19 protein-coding genes and 2 pseudogenes are annotated in these 22,589 nt (G+C 63.9%); 9 read left to right on the top strand and 12 right to left on the bottom strand.

Annotated elements, in window-relative coordinates:
* Positions 1-28 precede the first annotated feature (28 nt).
* The gene (locus N7568_RS16530; protein ID WP_261610875.1) at positions 29-1,018 is read right to left on the bottom strand and encodes an LLM class flavin-dependent oxidoreductase; all 990 of its coding nucleotides are present in this window, start codon (positions 1,016-1,018) and stop codon (positions 29-31) included.
* Positions 1,019-1,306: 288 nt separating this feature from the next.
* On the opposite strand from N7568_RS16530, the gene N7568_RS16535 reads away from it, so the two are divergent.
* Entirely contained in the window at positions 1,307-2,287 is a 981-nt protein-coding gene (locus N7568_RS16535; protein ID WP_261610876.1) for an ABC transporter substrate-binding protein, read from the top strand.
* 92 nt (positions 2,288-2,379) lie between these two features.
* Here N7568_RS16535 and N7568_RS16540 read toward each other — a convergent pair whose 3' ends face one another.
* Positions 2,380-3,309, bottom strand: a complete 930-nt coding sequence (locus tag N7568_RS16540; protein ID WP_261610877.1) for a threonine/serine dehydratase — start codon at positions 3,307-3,309, stop codon at positions 2,380-2,382.
* A gap of 77 nt (positions 3,310-3,386) precedes the next feature.
* On the opposite strand from N7568_RS16540, the gene N7568_RS16545 reads away from it, so the two are divergent.
* The 3 genes and pseudogenes from N7568_RS16545 to N7568_RS16555 form a co-directional block, all read left to right on the top strand.
* The gene (locus N7568_RS16545; protein ID WP_261610878.1) at positions 3,387-3,839 is read left to right on the top strand and encodes a GNAT family N-acetyltransferase; all 453 of its coding nucleotides are present in this window, start codon (positions 3,387-3,389) and stop codon (positions 3,837-3,839) included.
* A gap of 97 nt (positions 3,840-3,936) precedes the next feature.
* Positions 3,937-4,422, top strand: a pseudogene (locus N7568_RS16550) (relaxase/mobilization nuclease domain-containing protein); the annotation flags it as partial.
* A 30-nt stretch (positions 4,423-4,452) separates the two neighbouring features.
* A pseudogene (locus N7568_RS16555) lies at positions 4,453-5,169 on the top strand (hypothetical protein); the annotation flags it as partial.
* Here N7568_RS16555 and N7568_RS16560 read toward each other — a convergent pair.
* Positions 5,065-6,483, bottom strand: coding sequence for a hypothetical protein (locus N7568_RS16560; RefSeq protein ID WP_261610880.1), 1,419 nt, complete (start codon positions 6,481-6,483; stop codon positions 5,065-5,067). The pseudogene N7568_RS16555 and the gene N7568_RS16560 sit on opposite strands and share 105 nt — an antisense overlap.
* 406 nt (positions 6,484-6,889) lie before the next feature.
* On the bottom strand, positions 6,890-7,939 hold the full coding sequence (locus N7568_RS16565) for a PDDEXK nuclease domain-containing protein (protein ID WP_261610881.1): 1,050 nt from the start codon (positions 7,937-7,939) through the stop codon (positions 6,890-6,892).
* A 300-nt stretch (positions 7,940-8,239) separates the two neighbouring features.
* On the opposite strand from N7568_RS16565, the gene N7568_RS16570 reads away from it, so the two are divergent.
* Complete coding sequence (locus N7568_RS16570) at positions 8,240-9,442, top strand: FG-GAP repeat domain-containing protein (RefSeq protein WP_261610905.1); 1,203 nt, start codon at positions 8,240-8,242, stop codon at positions 9,440-9,442.
* Here the strand turns inward: N7568_RS16570 and N7568_RS16575 are convergent.
* The 8 genes from N7568_RS16575 to N7568_RS16610 are packed head-to-tail and all read right to left on the bottom strand — an operon-like array spanning position 9,439 to position 16,886.
* Positions 9,439-9,600 (bottom strand): hypothetical protein, encoded by a 162-nt coding sequence (locus tag N7568_RS16575; RefSeq protein WP_261610882.1) that lies wholly within the window; start codon positions 9,598-9,600, stop codon positions 9,439-9,441. The genes N7568_RS16570 and N7568_RS16575 overlap by 4 nt on opposite strands.
* Positions 9,600-10,952, bottom strand: coding sequence for an NtaA/DmoA family FMN-dependent monooxygenase (locus N7568_RS16580; protein ID WP_261610883.1), 1,353 nt, complete (start codon positions 10,950-10,952; stop codon positions 9,600-9,602). The genes N7568_RS16575 and N7568_RS16580 overlap by 1 nt, the downstream gene beginning before the upstream one ends.
* Positions 10,953-10,961: 9 nt before the next feature.
* Positions 10,962-12,026 (bottom strand): LLM class flavin-dependent oxidoreductase, encoded by a 1,065-nt coding sequence (locus N7568_RS16585; protein WP_261610884.1) that lies wholly within the window; start codon positions 12,024-12,026, stop codon positions 10,962-10,964.
* Positions 12,023-12,868, bottom strand: a complete 846-nt coding sequence (locus N7568_RS16590; protein ID WP_261610885.1) for a DUF1684 domain-containing protein — start codon at positions 12,866-12,868, stop codon at positions 12,023-12,025. The genes N7568_RS16585 and N7568_RS16590 overlap by 4 nt, the downstream gene beginning before the upstream one ends.
* Positions 12,852-14,018 carry an LLM class flavin-dependent oxidoreductase gene (locus tag N7568_RS16595; RefSeq protein WP_261610886.1) on the bottom strand — a complete coding sequence of 389 codons (1,167 nt, stop codon included), beginning with the start codon at positions 14,016-14,018 and terminating at the stop codon, positions 12,852-12,854. The genes N7568_RS16590 and N7568_RS16595 overlap by 17 nt, the downstream gene beginning before the upstream one ends.
* Positions 14,015-15,028: an ABC transporter substrate-binding protein gene (locus N7568_RS16600; protein ID WP_261610887.1), complete on the bottom strand. Its 1,014-nt coding sequence runs from the start codon at positions 15,026-15,028 to the stop codon at positions 14,015-14,017. The genes N7568_RS16595 and N7568_RS16600 overlap by 4 nt, the downstream gene beginning before the upstream one ends.
* A gap of 8 nt (positions 15,029-15,036) precedes the next feature.
* Positions 15,037-15,924 (bottom strand): amino acid ABC transporter ATP-binding protein, encoded by an 888-nt coding sequence (locus N7568_RS16605; RefSeq protein WP_261610888.1) that lies wholly within the window; start codon positions 15,922-15,924, stop codon positions 15,037-15,039.
* Entirely contained in the window at positions 15,921-16,886 is a 966-nt protein-coding gene (locus tag N7568_RS16610; protein WP_198318286.1) for an amino acid ABC transporter permease, read from the bottom strand. The genes N7568_RS16605 and N7568_RS16610 overlap by 4 nt, the downstream gene beginning before the upstream one ends.
* A gap of 288 nt (positions 16,887-17,174) precedes the next feature.
* On the opposite strand from N7568_RS16610, the gene N7568_RS16615 reads away from it, so the two are divergent.
* From N7568_RS16615 to N7568_RS16630, 4 genes are all read left to right on the top strand, one after another.
* Positions 17,175-19,112: an FAD/NAD(P)-binding protein gene (locus N7568_RS16615; RefSeq protein WP_261610889.1), complete on the top strand. Its 1,938-nt coding sequence runs from the start codon at positions 17,175-17,177 to the stop codon at positions 19,110-19,112.
* 57 nt (positions 19,113-19,169) lie between these two features.
* Positions 19,170-19,688 (top strand): GNAT family N-acetyltransferase, encoded by a 519-nt coding sequence (locus N7568_RS16620; RefSeq protein WP_261610890.1) that lies wholly within the window; start codon positions 19,170-19,172, stop codon positions 19,686-19,688.
* A gap of 9 nt (positions 19,689-19,697) precedes the next feature.
* Entirely contained in the window at positions 19,698-21,422 is a 1,725-nt protein-coding gene (locus tag N7568_RS16625; RefSeq protein ID WP_261610891.1) for a DUF853 domain-containing protein, read from the top strand.
* Between the two features lie 115 nt (positions 21,423-21,537).
* Entirely contained in the window at positions 21,538-22,566 is a 1,029-nt protein-coding gene (locus N7568_RS16630; RefSeq protein WP_261610906.1) for a hypothetical protein, read from the top strand.
* The last annotated feature ends 23 nt before the right edge of the window (positions 22,567-22,589 follow it).

Raw genomic sequence — 22,589 nt, forward strand, 5'->3', positions numbered from 1 at the left:
AGCTTTTCCTTGGATTTATGCGGGGAGCTTATGCGGGAACCAAGCCTGCGACCTCGGCCACCAGCTCCACGGACCGCAAACGCTCTTCGGTGCCAATGCTCTGGTGCGCCACGATCAGCTCGTCGGCATCAGCGAACGCCGCGAACTCGTCCAGGTAATCGCGCACCACGTCCTTGGTTCCGACAGCTGAGAACTTCATCATCTGGGCGATGTGCTGGCCCTGTGGGGAGTCGAGCACCATGTCCGCTTCGTCGTCCGTGAACTCACGGCCACCACCGAAGAACAGTGAAACGCGGGCTCGCTTCACGGCGAGGTGGATGGCTTGTGCCTCGGCATTGGAGTCCGCCGCTGTGACGTTCACGCCCGCGATGACGTGCGGCTGGGACAACTGCTCGGACGGCTTGAATTCGCGTCGGTAGACCGCAACAGCGTCCTGCAGGGCAGCAGGGGCGAAGTGTGAAGCAAACGCGTAGGGAAGGCCCAACTGAGCGGCCAGCTGGGCTCCGAACAGCGAGGATCCCAGGATGTAGAGCGGCACGTTGGTGCCCTTGCCCGGCGTCGCTTCGACACCCTGGATGCGGGTGGGTCCGGTGAGGTAGCCCTGAAGTTCCAGGACGTCCTGCGGGAACCTGTCCGAGGATGTGTGGTCACGTCGCAGTGCCCGCATGGTGTTCTGGTCGCTGCCCGGCGCACGACCCAGGCCAAGATCGATCCGCCCCGGGTGAAGGGTCTCCAGCGTGCCGAACTGCTCCGCGATGGTCAACGGTGAATGGTTGGGCAGCATGACGCCGCCGGCTCCCAGGCGGATGGTGTTGGTGTTCGCGGCGACGTGGGCGATCAGCACGCTGGTAGCCGAGGAGGCAATGGCGGACATGTTGTGGTGCTCGGCGTACCAGACGCGTCGGTAGCCCAGCTCCTCGGCCTTCTGCGCCATGGCCACGCTGCCCGCGAGGCTTTCCGCCACCGTCTGGCCCTTGCCGATGGTTGCCAGGTCGAGGATGGAAAGAGGAACAGTCACGGGAAGGCCTTTCGGTACGTTTGCGGTGCCTGCTTTGGTTGCCTGGCACTTAAGCGACAACGACGGCGGCACCCGGCTTATTTCTGTGAGTTGCGTCGCGCGGTGGCTTACGCCCGCTGTCGGGGTGCTTTTGTGACCCCGTTCGACGCCCGATTAACCGCCGTGAACCCCTGTATCCCAGCGTTGCAGCGTGTTTTGACCCGCATCATGGCCTGCCGGATAGTTGCAGCCACAAGTACGCATCAGACTTCCCTGTCGCGATGACCAGGGTAAAACCAAGGAGAACAAATGGCACGTTTCGCAGCTAAATCCGGCGTGACCGCGGCCCTGGCCGTTACCGCCCTGCTGGGGCTCGCGGCCTGCTCGGACCCGGGTGCGACAGCGGCAACGGGGGCGTCAGCTCCGGCGTCGAGCCCTTCCACCAAAGAGTTCAACCTGACCCCGCAGCAGGACCGGATCAAGGTGGCCGTGGATTCCGCGGCGGCCGCACTGGTTCCGGACGCCATCAAAGCCGACGGCAAGCTGACCGTGGTGACCACCGGCGGAACTCCCCCGCTGAGCACGTTCGCCACGGACAACAAGACCCTCATCGGCAGTGAAGTGGATATTGCCTATGCGGTAGGCGAGAGCCTGGGCCTGCAGGTCGAGGTGTTGCCGGTGGCGTGGGCTGACTGGCCCTTGGGCGTCGAATCAGGCAAGTACGAGGCCGTCCTGTCCAACGTCACCGTTACCGAAGCGCGCAAGGAGAAGTTCGACTTCGCCACTTACCGCAACGACCTCCTGGGCTTCTACGCCAAGTCCGACGCGGACATCTCCAGCATCAAGGAAGCCAAGGACGTGGCCGGCAAGCGCATCATCGTCGGCTCCGGCACCAACCAGGAAGCCATCCTGGTCCGTTGGGACGAGGAGAACAAGAAGAACGGCTTGAAGCCGGTTGAGTTCCAGTATTACGACGACGACTCCGCCTCGCAGCTCGCCCTCCAGTCAGGCCGCGCGGACCTCACGTTCGGTCCCAACGCCTCGGCAGCATACAAGGCAGCCAAGGATGGCAAGACCAAGGAAGTGGGCACACTCGAGGGTGGCTGGCCCCTGAAAGCCGAGATCGCGTTCACTACCCAGAAGGGCAACGGTTTGGCCGTGGCTGCCCAGGCCGCACTCAACACCCTCATCAAGGACGGCAACTACGGCAAGATCCTGGACCGCTGGGGCCTCTCTTCGGAGGCCATTCCCGCGTCCGAACTGAACCCGGCAGGCCTGCCCAAAAAGTAGGAACCGCTGTGGCAGGGCAGACCTGCCGACGCCGAATCCCCGCCGGACATCACCGGCGGGGATTCTTGTGTCCGCTGGCCAACTGGGTGCGGTTAGAAGTGGGCGGGGTCCGTGTTGGCCCCGCAGAGGATCACTGCCACGGTTTCGCCCGCCTGTGGGGTGTAGGCGCCGGACAGCAACGCCGCGTAGGCTGCAGCAGCGCCGTGTTCCACCACGATCCTGTGCTTCTCCCAGAGTGCGCGACGGGCCCGGACGATGTCCTCGTCCGTGACCAGGACACTCTGGACACCCGTGCGGCGGGCAACTCCAAAGCCGATCTCACCAATCCGCCGGGCACCCAGGGAGTCCGCGGCGATCCCGGAGACAGCCACGTCCACGGGCTCACCCTTGGCCAACGCCGTGTGCAAAGTTGGAACTGTTTCAGGTTCGACGCCCACAACGTGAGCCCTGCCCTCTGCCGCGGCCGCAATGCCGCCCATCAATCCGCCGCCGCCAACAGCAACGAGGATGGTGTCGACGTCGGGCAGTTCATCCAGCAGTTCCAGCCCCACCCCACCGGCGCCGGCCACGATCTCCGGCTGATCGTAGGCGTGGCAGTAGACCGCGCCCTTCTCCTCGGCAAAGCGCACGGCAGCGGCGTAGGCTTCGGCGTACTCCGCGCCGCCTTGGACCACGGTGGCACCAATGGCATAGAGCTTGTGGACTTTGTTCGCCGGTGCGGACTCCGGGACGAACACCGTTGCCGGAACTCCGAGTTTTGCTGCCGCGTACGCGTTGGCCAGGCCCGCGTTGCCGCCGGAGGCCACCACGACGCCGACTGCCGGGTCCAGCTCGCCGTTTTCCTTCGCTGTGAGCAGGCGGTTGAACGCGCCACGGGCTTTGAAAGAGCCTGTGTGCTGCATGTATTCGCATTTGAACCACAGGTGGTAGGGCTCCTGGTCGCCGCTCTCGGCAAGGGGCGTATGGCGGACCCAACCCGCTGTCCGTGAGTACGCTGCTTCTACTTCTTCGCGTGTGACCATCGTGGCTGCACCTTTCCGTCCTTTTCATCCTATGGTTTGCGCGGGTGGGCTGAGCGCGGGCGGCATAGGCTTGATCCATGTCTGCCGATTTTGCCCTCCGCCCTGCCGTTGCCTCTGACGCTGCCTGGATAGCGGAGCTCCGGGCTGTGGCGATGCGCCCGGACCTTGAACGTTTGGAGCGTTTCGATCCGGTCCGTGTGCGCGAGCGCTTCCTGAACGGTTTCCAGCCGGAGTACACGTACATCATCCATACCGACGGCGTGGATGCCGGTGTCATTGCCGTTCGTCCCGAGCCGGACGCTCGGTGGATCGAGCACTTCTATGTGGCTCCCACCCACCAAGGCAGGGGTCTGGGCGGTGCCGTGCTGCGGCACGTCATGGCGGCCTCCGTTGACGAACGCCCGTTCCGTTTGAACGTGCTTCAAGGCAGCGCCGCCCGCCACTTGTATGAGCGGCATGGCTTCGTGCTCGAAAACGAGGACCCGGTGGATGTTTTCATGGTCGCCCCAAACCCTACTCGGCGGCCCTAGCCTTTCTCGTAGGAGCGGGTTTGTGGAGCGTCGACTGCGGTGATCGAGTTTTTGCTTTAACGTGGGCTCCAGAAAGGGCGGGTCAGCCGGCGAAAGTCTCGAAACCACACCTGGACCGCTGGCCGAAACCGCCGCGGAATTGTCCCGCACCGCGCAATTGCGTGCACCTCGCCAGCACAGCAAAGCTGTTGCCCTGCCGTCCATTGCCGGCACCGCAATGTTGTTCCTGGCGGCATCGAGTAAGAACAAGACAGCGACGCAGGCTGCGCTGATGGTGCAGCTGGCGAACATGGCTGCAGCGATCTACGACATGCATCTGCAATCCGGTCGGACACGTGAAGCGGAGAGGATTCGAGCTGTCGTTGCAACTCAGCTCAAGCCTTTTGCAGCGACCATGCCCCGGGCCGTCAACGTAGGGACCACCGAGCAATCAGTAGACCGTGAACCCGTACGGAATCCTGTGGAGCTTGGCCTACGCGGTATGGCACCTATCCGTCCCGGCTCAGTTGTTCCAGGAACAACAACACCGGCCAAGACGCCCACGCGAACCGGACGCGAATCCGGGCCTGTACTCGACCGATAAGAATCACACCACTAGTGCAAGGGGAACACCATGAGTGAATCAGACGGAATGGACGACGTAGTAGACGGTGGACTGCGGCAATCGCTGATGATCGCCTCCCGTATTGCAGAGACTCTGGCTCGCAAACGACAGGAAGCCCAGCGACAGCAGGAGCACCTTGAATCGACGGCTGCTCACGAAGCCCAAGCACGCTTTGCCGCCGAGCGCAGTGCAGCCCACGCAGCGCTCGCACCGGTTGAAAAGGAGCAGTGGTGGGACAAAGCTCAACCGTCCGACATCGCCACCGCACACACCGTCGCTGAATCGTGGAAGGTCCACGACCCGACAGCCCTGGCAGCGTCGGAAAGGATCCGTCAGGAAGTCCTCACCCGCTACGGCATCGACACCCATGACGTCGGCACGGACGCCGCTTACCTCGAGTCAGGCATCCAGACCATCACCACGGGGAAGGCCCGACAGGACGCACTTGCCCTCAGCCAAGAGAAGGCACGTAAGGCCGCAATCGAACACGAAAAGGCCATGCAGCTCCTCGCAGCTGCCCGCGCCGAAGAACTCCGCGCTCAGGCGGCGAAACTCGCCCCCGAAATGGAACGCCACCAGGTGCCCGTGGAGTACCTGGCCAACCCTGAACTGACCAAAGCACTAAAGCTGGCACACAACGCAAAGACACCCAAAGCGTTGGGGGTAGCGGATGCCGCCGTGAAGGAACGCATGTTCCTGATAGGCAAGGACGGCATCAACGGACCCGGCCGGACACGCCGAACTCCAGCCCTTGGCAACGTTGCCACGGTCCGTTCTGATGGGATCCGGGGTGTCATTGAACCCCTGGTTGTTCCACGTCGTGGCCGGCCCAACTGGAGATGTGACCCACGAGGCAATGCCGGTCGGGGTGCATGACGCCGACCAGGTTTCCAGGATTTCAAAGCGGGCGTTGATCAGGTTCGCAGTAGCATCGAACGGTTTGCCTTCGAACTGGAAGTACGACCGGGCAAGGTGCGATTTTAAATCTGTTGGCCAGTTAGGGGGAAGGTACCCGACGTTTTGCGTGCTGGTGCCAAAGGCGCCGTTCCAGTACGAGGTGGTCGGATAGGCCGTGTCCACCATGACATAGTCGGTACGCAGCACGTTCCAAGGCGGATCCACATAAATCGGGTACTGCACATCCGAAGCGTCCAGGATCTCATCCATCCCGAAGACCTGGGTTTGTTTCCCGGCATCCTCTCCGAGCGTGAATTCGAACGGTCGCGTCAGGCCCGGGGTTCCCGGGTCCAAAGCCGACGAGCCGGGCTGCGAGGAGTCCCACCACTGGCCTCCGCTCATGTGCAACTCCACCTCACCGGTGTCACTGCCCGTCGCTGTGATGGCACCTTCCCCTGTTTCGGCGACAGTGGTGTTTCCCGTGTCCAGGAAGAACCTCATCTGCGCCACTCGCGGATCACCGGCGGCCTCGGCGGATTCGATCTTCAGTACCTGGGACACGCCCGTCTTGTTGGCGATCTGCACCAAATCCACGCCGGGAAGGACCTGCCGGTACGTGGCCGTGTTCTCCACAAGAACAGGCACCGGCAAAGACCCGAACGGCCAAGACTGTTCGATCGAGTGGCCATCTTTGTCATCAATGCTGGCCATCACATTTGAGCCGCCCGCACCCAAGGTCACATCGATCGGGACCTGCTCGGGCTTGATCACGGTTTTGCCGTCTTCAACGGTTTTCACCAAGTCCGTGGAGATGTCCACCCAGCCCTGGCTGGTTTCCATCCGTACCGGGGCAGTGTTCATCGTGCGGGTGAACGTCCCGTCAGGGTTGGCGACCGTCTGGTCCGTCGGAGTGGTGGCCGAATCGACCACGACTTTCTCCCCGGATGCTTTCGCCTCGACCTGGGCGGCCCGTTCCGATCCCGGCTCCGGAGTGGGCTCCTCCGCGCCAGCAGCTGGCGTGGCTTCGGCAGGCTGCAGGCCCGGTAGTGCAGCAGCGGCCGGGACCACCAGCCCTGATACGAGCAAGGACAGGGCAAGGGCCGGTACGCAGGCCCGGCGAAGGAACGCAGGAGAAGGACCCACAGCATCACTTTCTGGAGCAAAGACACTCGACAGAGGGATGCAGCTAGCGCCGTACGAGCCCCCAAATTCGACTAGCGAGAGGAGACCATCCCGGACTTAAGTGTTTTGCCAAGAAAAATCCAGTCAACACACAGGAAGGTGTAATTTGTGACGAAACGCATGTTTCGGAACTGTCATTGGATCCCCGTAGACATTGGTCGTTACCGACGGAATCCTCTCTTGGCTCAGCGGGGCCCAGAAATTCGGTAACCGTTCTCCGTTGGGGTTCTATCCAAGGGCGGTAAAAGGGACGAGCGTTCGTCTAAATTCATCCGAGAGGGCCAAGAAGCCTGAAAAGAAAACATATATCAACCCATTTAGGTTGACATTTGGGTGCTTATCGGCGTTTGCGGGTGTTCTGGAAGGCTCAGTCTTCTGGTTCCGTGCCAGGATCTGCCCATTCGAGTGCTGCCACAACGTGGTCTTCATTGGGCAGGGCACGCTTCTCGTCTGCCGGGAGCTTGTCGTAGGTGTAGGCAGCGACGGCCATGGGCGAGGTTGAGCGGCCGAGGCTGTATCGTACGCTGCGGTCGTTCTTGGCGCCGCAGATAAGAATGCCGATTGTTTCGTTGTGGTGCTCGCGGCGGAGCATGTCATCGACGAGGGCGACGTAGAAGTTTAGTTTGCCGGCGAACTCCGGCTGAAACTTCCCTGTCTTGAGTTCGATGACCACGTATCTGTTCTGGTCCATGTGGAAGAACAGCATGTCGACGTAGTAATCGTCGCCGTCGACGTCGAAGTGGACTTGCCGCCCAACGAAAGCGAATCCTGGTCCGAGTTCGCGCAGGGTTTCGGTGATTCGACTGGTCAAAGCCAGTTCCAGTTCGCGTTCAGCGACCTCCCCCGACAAGCCCAGGAATTCGAAGTTGTAGGGGTCCTTCGCGATTTGTTGGGCGAGCTCGGAGTCTTGCGCAACAAGCTGTTGCGCAAAGTTGGACGGAGCTGCTCCGGTCCTTTCGAGGGTCCGGTTCATGATCATGTTAAGCAGGACATTCCTGGACCACCCGTATTGGACGGCCGCCGCAGCGTACGAAGCACGTTTTTCCTGTGTGTCCAACTTGTCCAGCAGGACAGTGACGTGGCCCCACGGCAATTGCGCAACAGCTTGTTGCGCAATTGGGCTGCCTTGCCAGGCTCCGGCGAACGTTGTCATGTACTGGATGTTGCGCGGCGAAAGGCCTTTCATCTCCGGGAACTCGGCGTGCAGGTCCGAGGACAGACGCTTGATCACCCCGCTCCCCCAGCCCTGCCGTTCCTGCTGCAGCCGGACGCCCTGGCCGATCGTCCAATACAGCTCGATGAGCTGGGTATTAACAGTCCGAAGGGCCTTTGTCCTGGCGGCCTTGACTGTCGCCTTCAGATCCTCAAGGAGGTCCGTGTAGCCATCGGGCATGTCCAGATCGCGAAAGTCGGTCATCATTCCACCCTAATGCGACCTACCGACAGACACCTTGGACTCAATTGTCCAGACGCTGTATGGACAATTGAGCCTACGGGTTATCAGCAGGCGGTGTTCCTGATCTGTGGGCGGGTTGTTCCGACTGAGGGTGATCACTCGCGCCTCCTGACTGCCCCACCCCAAGTGCGGTAGCCTCAGCACAAACCTACGCACGTCAATGCCGCTTCCGGGGGGAACATCATGGGGAACGTTCGAGCGCGCACCAAAGGGCCCAACAAAGCGCACAAGAAGGGTTTTCCACTGGTGCTGGGCAAGGCCATGGGGATTTTTCGAACGCGCACCAAACGGTTTTCGACGCTTTCAGCAATGGCCCTGGCGGCCGGGCTGTTGGCCACCGGGGCGCCGCCCGCCACTGCTGACAACCAACCGACACCCATCATCGACGGCGCCGCCTACGTGGGTGCCGAACTGCGCCGACAGTACGACTACAGCTATTGGGGCTGCAGGGATTCGGACGGCGCGGGCGACGCTATCACCTTGGAGTGGCTCCGCGACGGCGAGCCGCTCCCGGAGGAACGGCAAGGAGACACGTTGCGGATCCTGCCCGAGGACCAAGGCAGCCGTCTATCGATGCGGGTCCATCCCCTCACTCCAGGGAGTCAAGGCTGTCCCACCGGCACACAACTGAGCACGGAGACGCTCCCCGTCAAGGCATCCAGCAGGGCCATGGGCTGGACTGGGCGTGGGAACTTCGAACCTCTCGCCCGCACCCACGACGGCAGGCTCATCCTGTACCCGCGGACATATACCTATTACAAAGGCATGTGCGAGGGCCCCTGCCCTGCGTACTGGGGTTCATGGGACGAACCGCAGCAGGTAGGGCAGGGCTGGAACGTGTTTGACATCGTTTTCTCCCCCGGCGACTTCGATGGCGACGGCTTCAACGATCTCCTTGGCAGGGACGCTGCCGGCAAGCTCTATCTCTACCCCGGCGACGGCGAGGGAGGCTGGCTCGAGCGGCAGCAGGTTGGCCAGGGCTGGAACATCTTCAACACCATCGTGGGCCCGGGCGACTTCAACGGCGACGGCACCAACGATGTGCTCGCGCGCGACGCAGCAGGTGGTCTCTTCCTTTACCCCGGCGACGGCGAAGGTGGCTGGCTCCCCCGCGAACAGGTGGGCTGGGGCTGGCACGTCATGAACAAGATCATCACCGGCGGCGACATGAACGCTGATGGTGCCGTGGACATCTTCGGACGCGACCAGGACGGCTACCTGCACCAGTACCCCACTGACGGCGAGGGCGGCTGGGAGGAACCTGCGTCCCTCGGCCCGGGGTGGGAGACGTTTTCCGAGGTGGCCGGAATCGGCAGTTCCAGCCACTCGAAATACAACGAGCTCTCTGCCGTTGACGCCAACGGCAACCTTCTCAGTTACATTACGGGCGCATCAAACACAGGGCTGTATGGCCCGTACGGCCCCGTCGGCCGGGGCTGGAACGTCTTCAAGGAACTGCTCTAAAGCGGCTGCCCCAACACCGTCAGCTGGAGGCTGACGGTCCCGCGCGAACCGTCGACGACGGCGGCACCCGGCCCGCCGCCGTCGGGCGCTCCGCCGTGCTGGTCCGGCGTGAAACCAAACCAGCGCCGGCAGAGCTGCACCAGGCGGCCCATGTTCATCAGACCTGCACCGGCTCTTCCGAACGCACCGGCATCTCCAGCCCCAGGTTTTCGCGGAGCGTAGTGCCCCGGTATTCCGTCGGGTAGACGCCGCGATCCTGGAGCTCGGGCACCAAGTGGTTCACGATGTCGTCCAAGCCGGTGGGGATGAGCCACGGTGAGATGTTGAACCCGTCCACCGCACCGACGCGTGCGTACTCCGCGAGGTGGTCGGCCACGGCGGTGTAGGAGCCAGTGAACGTGGCGTCGATACGTGCGGTCTTGGACGTGACGAACTGGCGAATGGAGAGGCCCTTGTCCTTGGCCTCCGCCCGCCACTGATCCGCAAGCTGGCGGGCCTTGGCACCGTGAAAGCCGCTGCCCCGTGTCTCGGAGGTTTCCTCCACCACGGGATCGATCTCCGGGAGGGGGCCGTCGGGGTCGTAGGAAGAGAGCTCGCGTCCCCAGAACTGTTCAAGGTAGGCAATCGACTGCTGCGGGCCGATTTGCAGGCTGCGGACCCAGGCCTTCTTCTCCTGGGCTTCCTGGTCAGTGGCGGCCAGGATGAATTCGCTGGCCGGCATGATCTGGACGGAGTTGGCACCGCGGCCGGCGGCTACGGAGCGGGCCACGATGTCGCGGCGGAACTCCACGGCGTCGTCGAACTTGGGGTGTGCCGAGAAGATCACGTCTGCCTGGCGGGCTGCGAAGTCCCGGCCGTCCGGGGAATCGCCCGCCTGGAAGAGCACGGGACGATACTGCGCACTGCGGGGCAAGCGGGGTGTGACGTCCACGGTGTAGTGCTGGCCTTCATGGAGGACCCGTCGCGCTGGACCGTTCGGCGTTTCCCACGAATCCCAGATCCTCTTGGCGGTCTCAACAAAGGCTTCTGCATGCCGGTAGCGGTCTGCATGGTCCAGGTATCCCCCACGGCGGAAGTTCGCCCCGGTCCAGGCGTTGTCGGTGGTGACGATGTTCCACGCGGCCCGGCCACCGGAGATCAGGTCCAGGGAGGACAGGCGGTGGGCGAGGTCCGCGGGGTCGTTGTACGTGGTGTTCTGGGTGGCCACCAAACCGATGTTCGTGGTCACGGCAGCAAGCGCGGCCAGCATGGTCTGCGCGTCCGGCCGGCCCACTACGTCCAGGGCGTGCGGGCGGCCAAGGTGCTCGCGAAGCCGGAGTCCTTCGCCCAGGAAGAAGGCAGCGAACTTGCCGCGCTCTGCGGTCTGGACGAGCCGGCGGAACGACTCGAAGTCCGTCTGCGAACCGGATTCCGCGGCCTTCCAAACGGTGCCGGAATTGACGCCTTGGAAGAAGATGCCGAACTGGATCTGGCCGCTCGGCTGGAAAATAGCACGGTTGTGCTGTGTCATGGTGATCCCTTACTTTCCGGCGGCAGCGGCCGCGGCAGTCGTCGAATAGCGGTTCTCTGCCGGTCCCAGGCCCAGCACATCGCGGAACGTGCCGTCCTGGATGGGCGCCCGCAATGAACCTCGGCGGCGCAGTTCCGGAAGAACAAGCCGCGACAGTTCATCCAGCTCCACGTCCACCGCAGCGGGGTGGAGCCGGACGCCGTCGGCCTCTTGGAGGAGGGAGTCGAGAAGGTCCGTGAGACCCGCGGGAGAGCCGACAAACCGCGCGCGGCCGTCCTCTTGAGCGGACAGAGAACGCGAAACCGCTGCTTCGCCACGCGAGTCCAGGACGACGTCGAGCTCTGCCACGACAGCCACCGACGCGCCCAGCCGGGCGCGCACGTCACGGACCTCAGCGGCGAGCAGTTCCGGCGTCGGCGCGGTGACGAGCACGGCGTCAACGGCGTCAACCGGAACCAGGCCATCGCCCACCAAGGATGCAGCAGCAAGCACCGGCAACTGGCCCTGCAGCGGCCTCGGAATGATGGAAGGGCCCTTCACGGAATACCCCGGACCCGGGAAGTCGGCCGGGGTTTCGAAGTCCGCATAGTGCAGCTTGTCAACGTCGATGTAGCGGCCGGTGGCGACATCGCGGATCACGGCGTCGTCCTCCCAGGAGTCCCACAACCGGCGGCCAACTTCGATGGACGCTGCAGCTTCCTGCGCCAGCGCCCCGCCGGCGACGGAAGAACGTCCGACGGCGACAGCGGCCTCGGGCGACTCGGCGGCGGTCACGATCCACCCGGCCCGACCGCCGGAGACGTAGTCCAGGCTGGCGAGCTGCGTGGAGATGTGGAAGGGCTCCGTGTAGACGGTGTCGACTTCCGGAACCACCGCGATGGTGCGGGTGACGGGGCCGGCGAACGCGGCACGCTGCAGGGCGTTGGCGCGGCCGGGAACCCGCCCGTCCGTGAAGGTTGCCACGTGGAATCCTGCGGACTCGGCGGCGAGGACGGCGGTGGCAAGGTTCTCATACCCGGCGCCGTCGAGTTCAATGGCCAGGAACCCGGCCCTGTTGTGGTTGGAGGAACTCACTTCTGGTCCTGACGTTCGTAGGGAGTCTTTTCGCCGGCTTCGATGGCCACGGGCAGCCGGTTTTCGGCGGGCGGCAGCGGGCACGTGGCAAGGTCGGTGTAGGCGCACGGCAGGTTCACGGCCCGATTGAAGTCGAGCTGCACGGAGCCGTCCGCGGCAGGAACCACGGACAGCGAGCGGTTGGCTGCGTAGGTGGTCTTGCCGGACGTCTGGTCGGTGAACAACACGGACAAGGAACCCGGTGCGTGACCGTTGAAGGCGGTCAGAGCCAGTTCCTCGCCGGCCAGCTTGAAGCGGATCTCACCGGGAGCTTCGTACACGTGCTGGATACCTTCGACGGCGGCACCCACGGTGGTGGGGCGGGGCGCCTCGAAAGGTACGAACGTCCCGGCCACGGCAAACGCCGCGTTGGGTGTGTAGGCGGGCGTGCCCTGGTACTCCTGCAACAAGGGATTCGACGGGTTCCGTGGCCGAACGATGTACTCGCCGCCGCGCTTGGCAACCTCGATCACGGTGTCGCCCGAGACCAGGTTGATCCCGCCACGTTCCTCGATCGGCCCAAGCTCTACAGGAGTGCCGTTGTTCAGTTCCACTCCGTCCTGCTGCAGGCTTTCGCCCGGTTCCAGGACAACACGCACGACGTCGGCATCCGCGCTCCAGGTGCCCGGCGCGCCTTCCAGCCGGGTTGCGTCGCTGCTGAGCCAGTGCAGGTGGGTCACGGCGAGGAAGCCATGCGGGTGGGCCCGGTGCCGCTCGTGGGCGTCGTGCCACTGCTGCCATTCCTCGTCGAAGGCTTCCAAGCCGGTTGCGGTGTGCGTAGCGCTTTTAGTGTGCGTAGACATTGGCGTTGTCCGTCCTGTTGAAGGCGTGATCGGCGGTAACTGCTGCTGCCGCGTCCGGTTCGGTAGCCCCGGCAAACTCCGGGCGGCCGCCGAACGGATCGCTGGATTCCCAGAGTGTGCTCGGCGCTGAAGCCCGGACGGCCGGGATGACCTCCTGCGCGAAGCGTTCCAGGATCTCCAGCTGCTGTTCGAACGGCAGCGTGGTGGGCAGGGAGATCGACTGGAGGTCGTGGCCGTACAGCGAGTGGTAGCTGAGGATCTTGTCGATCACCTGCTCCGGACTGCCCACCAAGGCCGGCCCCTCGGCCACTGCGTGCTGGATGTCCCGGAACGGCGAGTTGTTGCCAGGGACATTCCGGCTGGCGGTCAGTCCTTCATAGACCGGACCGTACTGGCGGATGGCTTCCTGGGTGGTGTCCGCGATGAACACGCCCCCAGCACCGCTGCCCGAACCCAGGTACTGGTGCCGTGGATCATGGCCGTGGCGCTCGTACTCTTCGCGGTAGTGATCGATCAGGACCTTGTAGTTTTCCCGCGGTTGGATGGCGTTGGCCGTGAACAGCGGATCCCCCCACTTGGCGGCGAGCGCAGCGGACGTCAGGGTTGTAGCCGAGCCATGCCAAATCCGAGGCGATCCCGCGAAGGGGCGTGGCGTCGTCGTGGTTGGTTCGATGAGCGCGGGCCTGAAGCTGCCCGACCACGTCACGCTTTCCTTCCGCCACAGCGTGCGCAGCAGCCCGTACTTCTCGGCGAGCAGGTCCCACTGCTCGTCCAGGGACAGGCCGAAGAGCGGATACTGCAGCACCTCGTTGCCTTTGCCGATCACCAGTTCCAGGCGGCCACGGCTCAGTTGGTCGATGGTGGCGTAATCCTCGGCCACCCGTACCGGGTCAAGGACGGAGAGCACGGTGACGCCGGTCTGCAGGCGGATGCGGCTGGTGACGGCGGCGATCGCGGCGAGGACCGTCGTCGGGGAGGACGAGACGAACTCGCCGGCGTGCCGTTCCCCCACGGAGAAGCTGTCGAAGCCGAGATCCTCGGCCCGGCGCGCCGTTTCCACCACCTGGTTCAGCCGGTCGGCGGTGGAGACGATCTCTCCCGTCACCGGGTTCTTCAGGTGAGGGATGATGTCAAGGACCTGGAACTTCATTTGGTGGTCCCGGCCGGGGTCCCAAACGTCGCTTCGGTGACGGTCTTGGACTCCGGGACGGCTTCCTCGGAGAGGCCCCAGCGTTCCAGCACCTTGCCGTAGGAGCCGTCCTTGATGGTGGAGTTCAGGGCGTCGGTGATCGCCGGAGCCAATCCGTTGCCCTTGAGCGTCGTGGCAGCAACCAGAGTCTCAGCCGGCCATCCGGCGTTGACCTTGCCCACAACCTTGAGGTCGTCGCGGGTGTTCTCGCGGTAGGTCACGGAGGGGTACGGCGCCAGGTTCAAGTCGGTACGACCTGAGGAGAGCGCCAGGATGGTGTCGGCGTCGGACGAGTAGTACTGGAGCGTGGCCGGCGCCTTGCCCTTGGCTTCGAGTTCCTTGTTCCACGCCAGCAGGATCTTTTCCTGGTTGGTGCCCGAGCCCACGGAGACCTTCAGGCCGGAAACGTCATCCGAGCCCTTGATGTCGTAGCTGGAGCTCTTCTTCGCTTCGAAGCCCATGTAGGCGGCGCGGTAGGTGGAGAAGTCGAACAGTTTCACGCGGGCTGCGTTGATGCCCACGTTGGAGAAGACTGCCTCGAAGTCGCCGGACTGGGTCTTCAGCGGCCAGTTCTCCCACGACGTCACCTGCAGGTCCAGCTCCAAGCCCAGCTTGTCGGCAACCAGCTGGGCGATGTCCACCTCCACACCGATCGGCGTCTTGTCGTCGGTGGCGTGGAAGGACAACGGGATGGAGCCCGCAGTGGTGGCCACTGTCAGCTTGCCGTCCTTGGCGATCGTTGCGGGGACAGCGCCGGCGGCGGCGGTGTCCTTCTCAGCGCGGATCCGGTTCTGGTCCACGGAAGTGTTGTAGACGATGCCGTTCTTCGCGGCTTCCGACTCCGGCTTGGCAGCCGACGCCCCGGGATCGGAGCATCCGGCCAGCGCAGGAAGCACGACGGCGGGAAGTACAGCGAGTGCCAAAAGCTTGGTTTTGGAAGTGGCGGCGAAAGCGCGGGTAGTGCGAAGCATGGGGTGTCCTAGATGTTGAAAGCTGGTTCGATGACTTTGGAAAAGAAGCTTCGGGTGCGTTCCTCGCGGGGGTTGGCGAAGATGTCCTGGGGTGTTCCGGACTCGACGATCTGCCCCTGGTCCATGAACACCACGGTGTCTGCGACGTCCCTGGCGAAGCCCATCTCGTGGGTGACCACGATCAGCGTGGTGCCGGACTTGGCGAGTTCACGGATGACGTCCAGGACCTCGTTGACGAGTTCCGGGTCCAGGGCCGAGGTGGGCTCGTCGAAGAGCAGGATCTTGGGATCAAGTGCCAGCGCCCGGGCAATCGCCACGCGTTGCTGCTGGCCTCCGGACAGCTGGCGCGGGTAGGCGTCTGCACGGTCCTTCAGGCCCACCCGGTCCAGGAGTTCCAGCCCGCGCTTCCGGGCTTCGGCCTTGGAACGCTTTTGGGCCACGATGGGAGCCTCGATGACGTTCTCCAGCGCGGTGAGGTGCGGGAACAGGTTGAAACTCTGGAACACCATGCCGATGTTGGTGCGCTGTTTGAGGATGTCCTTTTCACGCAGTTCATGGAGCTTGTTACCGCGGACCTCGTAGCCCACCAATTCGCCATCGATGGTGATGTAGCCGCCGTCGACTTTTTCCAAGTGGTTGATGGTGCGCAGCAGGGTGGACTTGCCAGAGCCGGACGGACCGACGATCACGGCGACGCCGCCCGGAGGAACGGACAGGGAGACACCCTTCAGGACCTCGGTGGCTCCGAAGGACTTCCGGACGTTGGTGATGTCCACCTGGCCGCGGGTGGCGACTGGGGCAGTTCCGGCCGAATCGCCCGCCGAAGCTTCAGCGTGGGGTTCGTCTGCGACGTGTGCAGTCGGTGTGGATTCCTTGCGTGCGGCAATGATGCTCATCGGGCGTCCTTCGTGGGAGTGGCAGCAACGTGGGTGGTGAAGAACTTCCGGGCCCTCTGCAACGGAGTGAGCGGCAGGGTCCGCAGGGCGCCCTTGGAAAAGTGCCGTTCGATGTAGTACTGGAAGACGCTCAGCACCGAGGTGATCACCACGTACCAGAGCGTGGCCACCAGCAGCAGCGGAAGCACCTGCTGGGTCCGGTTGTAGATGACCTGGACCGTGTAGAAGAGTTCGGAGTAGGCCAGCACGTAGACAATCGAGGTGCCCTTGACCAGGCCGATGATCTCGTTGAACGCGTTGGGCAGGATGGCGCGCATGGCCTGGGGCAGCACAATCCTGGTGGAACGCTTCCACGCCGGGATGCCCAAAGCCGAGGCGGCCTCGAGCTGGCCCTGGTCAACTGAGAGGATGCCGCCGCGGATAATCTCCGCGGAGTAGGCCGCCTGGTTCAGCGTGAGGCCCAGGACTGCAGCGGCAAACTGGCTGATGAGCGTGGTGGTCTGGGCTTCGAAGAAGCGGACGTCCGTGAACGGGATGCCCAGGCTGATCTTTTCGTAGAGATAGCCCAGGTTGTACCAAAGCAGGAGCTGGACCAGCAGCGGCGTGGAGCGGAAGATCCAGGAGAACGTCCAGGACACGGAGACCAGCAGCGGCGAAGCGGACAGGCGCATGAGGGCCAGGATGAAACCGAGGACGAAGCCCAGGACACCGGAGATGGCCGTGAGCTTGAGTGTCTCGATAAGCCCGTTGACTACCGACTGGGCGGTGAACCACTCGGCCACCACACCCCACTCCCAACGCGGGTTGGTGACCAGCGACCAGGCAATGGCCGCGACGCCGGCCGCCACCAGGACGGTGCCAACCCATCGCCAGGGGTGCCGGGCCGGAACCAGCTTGTACTCGGAGTAATCCGGGGTGGGCGGTGCAGTGTCCGCCGTGGCAGGCGGTGCGATTGCACTCATGCGCCACCTCATTTCAGATCGGTTGTTGTCTATCGGATGGCTGCCAATCTAGGGCCGCGCGAAACCCGGCAGCAAGGCAGGAATTTGCACTTCTTCACTGGACTTCGCGGGGCTTCGCCGGAGTTCGCACGGCGTCACAATCGCCTTCATGAGGCGCCATATGAGTCGGGATTTTGCGTGCCTTAACGTTGCGTGACGCGTGGTGAACGGCGGTTACCACCGCCTCGACCGGCATGCCTCAACGTCCCTAGATTGGGCATCACCAACCACTGCCATTCAGGAGATCCCATGCCGTCACGAGTTCCCGCGATCGCCTTCGTTGGCGGCGGCCCGCGCACGGCCGGCGTCCTCGAACGGCTTGCCGCCAACCGCCCCGTACTGTTCGACGGACCTCTGCACATCCACGTCATCGAACCCCACCAGCCGGGGTCCGGGAGGATCTGGCGCTATGACCAGAGCCCGGGCTTGCTGCTGAACTCAACCGCTGCGGACGTCACCATGTTCACTGATTCCTCGGTGGCCTGCGACGGGCCGTCGGTGGACGGCCCCGGCCTTTCCACATGGGCCGCTGGGGTGCTGGACGGCAGCATCCGGGACGTTCCCTCATTCGAGCCGCATCTGCTCGCGCAGCTCCGCTCGCTGACACCGGCGTCCTTTCCCACCCGGCAACTCCAGAGCAAGTACCTTGAGTGGTTCTTCGGCCGGGCCGTCAGCGCCCTCGGCCCTGAGGTCACCGTGACGGTGCATCGCGAAACGGCCACCGCAGTCTCAGCTGCTTCCGGCGGAGGGCACGACGACGGTCCGCACCGCGTGCGGCTCGCTTCCGGCACCGAGGTGGTCGCCGACGTCGTGGTCTACGCGCTGGGCCACACAGATTCCTTGCCCGACCCCGAATCCGCGCGACTCACCGGGTTCGCTGCCCGGCACGGTGGGTTCCATGCGCCGCCGTCGTACACCACGGACGTGGACTACTCCGCCATTGAACCCGGCCAGGACGTGATCGTTGCCGGGATGGGGCTGGCATTCGTGGACTTGCTGGTGCTGCTTTTCGAGGGCCGCGGCGGCCGCTTTGAAGAAAGGCCCGACGGCGAACTGGACTACGTGCCGTCAGGCGCCGAACCGCGGGTCTGGGCGGGGTCCCGGCGTGGTGTGCCGTACCACTCCAAGATCTCCTCCGTTCTCCGGGGGGAGCCGATCGCCCGTCCGCGATACTTCACCGCAGAAGCCATTGATGCGCTCCTCGCCGAGCACCAGGAACTCGATTTCCGCAAGCACCTGTGGCCGCTGATCGCCAAGGATGCCGGCTACGCCTACTACCGCGAGTTGTTCACCGGCTACCCGTCGCGGGTCCTGGGGACATGGACCAGCTTCGAGTCGAGGTTCGATACCGTCGACTGGTACAGCGCCGCCAGGGAAGATCTGGTCAACTTCTCCGTGCCGGATTCTGCCCTTCGCCTGGACCTCGAGAATCTGGACCACCCGTTGAGTGGTTGCGCTTTCGCGGACCACGACACCGTCCAGCGCTCTGTTGCCGCATACATCCAGAACGACCTGAACCTCCGCACCAGCCCGGACCACTCCGAAACCCTGGCCCTCTTCACGGCTCTCTTGTTCGTGTACATGGACCTCGGGCGTTTGGTTCCGCAGGAGCGGCTCAACGCACGATCCCAGCAGGCCATCCACGGGTGGTGGCACGGGTTCTTCAGCTTCGTCGACTCGGGACCGCCCTCGCACCGCCTCCGCGAAATGCTGGCGCTGCACCGGGCAGGTTTCCTGAAATTCCTGGGCCCCGGGATGTGGGTCCGCGCCGATGATGCCGTGGGCCGGTTCGTGGCCGGTTCGTTTCAGTCGCCGGGGGTGGTGGACGCGTCCGCGTATATCGAGGCGCGGTTGCCTTCCGCTTCCGTTGAGCGTTCCGCCAACCCCGCTTTGGCTGACCTGCACGACGCCGGACTGGGCACCGAACAGCGGCTCCTCACCTCCGAGGGCGCCCACTCCACCGGGAAACTCCTGGTCTCCGGGAATCACGAGGTACTCTCCCCTGTTGGTACTTCCCAGAGGGGTTTGTTCGCGGTGGGTCCGTGGACATCGGGCTGGGGCGCGGGGGCGTTCGCACGGCCCAACACCAACGCAGCCCCCTTCCGGGAGAACGACGCCCTGGCGCGAAGGATCCTGTCCACAGTCGCTGCCACCCACCCAACTGAGTCGCAGTTGACGCCGTTCTGAGCCCTCAAAACGGCCTCACCTGCTACCTGCCTGGGTTCCACCTACGAAAGGCCTGACATGACCACAACGCCAACCCTGCCGACGTCGGGCCTGACCGTCCTCAGCCTGCCCATGCGCGATCCCCGCGTTCGCCCGCTCCTGGACGAGCTCGCCGTCGAATACGAAACCCGCTACGGGAACCTGTTCGGTACCGGCGGAGCAGCCGAGGAACTGAACCGGTACCCCGCAGAGGAATTCGAGGCCCCGCACGGCGCGCTGATCATCCTCCAGGAAGACGGCGAGTCCGTGGCCGGCGGCGCATTCCGCCGCTACGACGAACACACTGCCGAGCTCAAGCGGATCTGGACCCATTCGGCCCATCGGCGCCGCGGGCTGGCACGCTTGGTCCTGACGGAACTGGAGAATGAGGCTCGACGGCGGGGCTACAGGAAGCTGTACCTCACCACCGGACCACGCCAGCCGGAGGCCAAAAACCTTTACCTCGCCACAGGCTACAAAGCACTGTTCGATCTCGCCGCAGACCCCGAGGAAATCAAGCATTTGGCATTCAGCAAGGATCTTGCCGCGCACAGCTAAGCTATGCGCATGGCCAACAAAACCACTGCCGAAAAACTCGCCACCATCCAGCAGGGGTACACCCTGGAAGGTGCCACCATCGAGCTGGGAGCCGCGATCGTGGACGGTGAAATCCACAAAGAGGCCCAAGTCCGGCTCCCGCTCGCCATGATGAACCGGCACGGCTTGGTGGCCGGCGCTACGGGCACCGGCAAGACGGTGACGCTGCACATGATTGCAGAACAGCTTTCGACGGCGGGTGTTCCTGTTTTCCTTGCGGACATCAAGGGTGATCTGTCCGGGTTGGCCACACCGGCAACCGGCAGTGAGAAGCTGACGGCACGCACCGAAGCACTCGGTCAGCAGTGGCAGGCCAAGAACTTCCCGGTCGAATTCCTTAGCTTGGGCGGCGACGGCCACGGGATCCCGGTCCGCGCCACCATTACCTCGTTCGGCCCTATTTTGCTTTCCCGCATCATGGACCTCAACGACACCCAGGAATCCAGCCTCCAGCTGATCTTCCACTTCGCGGACAAGAACAACCTGGAGCTGATCGACCTCAAGGACCTCCGCGCCGTCATTCAGTTCCTCACTTCGGACGAAGGCAAGGCCGAACTGGCCAACCTTGGCGGACTCTCCAAGGCCACGGCGGGAGTGATCCTGCGTGAGCTGGTCACCCTCGAGGCCCAGGGCATGGAGAAGTTCTTCGGCGAGCCCGAGTTCGACACCGCTGAGCTCCTCCGCACGGCCCCGGATGGCCGCGGCGTCATCAGCTGCCTTGAGCTCCCCACGCTGCAGACCAAGCCCCTGCTGTTCTCCACGTTCCTGATGTGGCTGCTTGCTGACCTGTTCGAAGACCTGCCCGAAGCCGGCGACCTGGACAAGCCCAAGCTCGTCTTCTTCCTGGACGAGGCCCACCTGCTCTTCAACGGTGCTTCCAAGGCTTTCCTGGAAGCCATCACCACCACGGTCCGGCTCATTCGGTCCAAGGGGGTGGGCATCTTCTTCGTTACCCAGACACCCAAGGATGTTCCTGCTGATGTCCTGGGCCAGCTGGCCAACCGCGTGCAGCACGCCCTGCGCGCCTTCACACCCGAAGACGCCAAGGCTTTGAAGGCGACAGTGTCCACGTTCCCTGTCAGCGACTACGACCTCGAAGAAACCCTCACGTCCGCCGGCATCGGCGAGGCCGTCATCACCGTCATGAATGAGAAGGGTGCTCCCACGCCGGTAGCATTGACGCGCCTGCGCGCTCCCGAGTCCGTCATGGGTCCAAGCGCCGATGACCTGATCCTCAGCACCGTGGCCGCGTCTTCGCTCCTCGCTAAGTACGGCACCGCAGTGGACAACCTCTCGGCCTACGAGAAGTTGAACGGCCAGGCTGCCGTCCCCACGGGAGACGCTGCACCGGGATTGCCACCCGTACCAGCCTCCTCAGGCTCTTCCCAGACCGACATCGACGCTGAAGCGCGCCGCATCGAGGAAGAAATACTGGGCCGTCCCAGCTCCCGGCCCTCCTCCGCACCGGCGCCCGAGTACCCGGCACCGCCCGCTCCGGTACCCGCTCCGCAACAAGCTCCGCAACAAGCTCCGCAACAAGCTCCGCAACAGGACGGTATGTTCGGTGACATCGCCGGCGCCCTCGGTGGAGCACTGGGTGGTGGGCTGAAGAGCATGGTCCGGTCCATGGGCACGCAGCTGGGCCGCGACCTTATGCGCGGGGTCTTCGGCACGTCCTCCCGGCGCCGACGCTAGTCCTGTTTGACTGGCTGAACCACGACGGCGGGTGGCAACAATGCTTGCTGCCACCCGCCGTCGGGCCTTCTCCAAACGGTGGATATATGTCATTCCGAGGCCTTCCTGCACGGTGATTGCTGCAGCGGCAGGTAACGTAAAGGGCGTGCAGTTGAGTCAAGCGTTCGTCAAGACCGCAGCCGGATGGCTGCTCGGTCTGATGCTTGCTGCCGCCGGGGCGATCGTTTGCATCAACCTTGTGAGCTCGTCCGTAGCCAGTCCTCAGCAGCCCGTTAGGGAGTATCTGGAAGCACTACAGAAGGGCGAAGGCGAAGAAGCCTTGGGCCTCCTGCGCGCCAAAGTCCCCAGCGCAAACCCTGCCATGCTGGACGGTACGGCCCTGCAAACGGCCGCTTCCAAGATGTCCGACGTCAAGGTGGGAAACCCCGAATCGCGTGGCAGCAACCGGATGGCTGTGCCTGTCGATTACACCCTTGACGGCAGCAAACTCCATACCGAGTTCCTGATGGAGCGGACCGGGACCCAGTGGCTGTTCTTCGCCAAATGGGCGTTCGTACCCACTACCCTGCCGACTATTGACGTCACCGTGGTCAACGCCAGTGAAGCCACCCTCAACGGCGTGCCGGTGAATATGCCCAACGGCCGGAACACCTTCGCTGTGTTCTTCCCGGGCAAGTACGAAGCAAGCCTGAACGGGACCTTCTTTGAAGCCCCCGCCACCTCGGCCCTCGTAACCACGCGCGACGGCGGCGAGGCACCCCTGAACCTTCAGACCCGGTCCACGAAGTCCATGAACGAGGCAGTCGCCGGCAAGGTCCGGGAATTTCTGGACACGTGTGCCGCCCAAGCCACCGAGCAGCAGCGGCTTCAGCCCGATTGCCCGTTCTATCACGCCAGCAACGCCCGCGTTGTTGACGGAACCATCAAGTGGGCCATCACCGAGTACCCGAAGATCACCATCGAACCCTTCGGCGGTAAATGGGTGGTGGCTCCCCTCAACGGCAAGGCCACGCTCACCGCCCGGGAGATCAACCTGTTCACCGGGTTCGTCAACGACCTCAATGTGGAGCACGATTTCAGCTTCACCACGCAGTTGGACGTAGGCGCCGATACCGTGACGGTCACCCCGCTGCTGACGTTCTAGCCGCGCTGGCCCAACATTCGGCC

Source organism: Paenarthrobacter aurescens (genome assembly GCF_025421775.1).
Taxonomy (GTDB): Bacteria; Actinomycetota; Actinomycetes; order Actinomycetales; family Micrococcaceae; genus Arthrobacter; species Arthrobacter aurescens_B.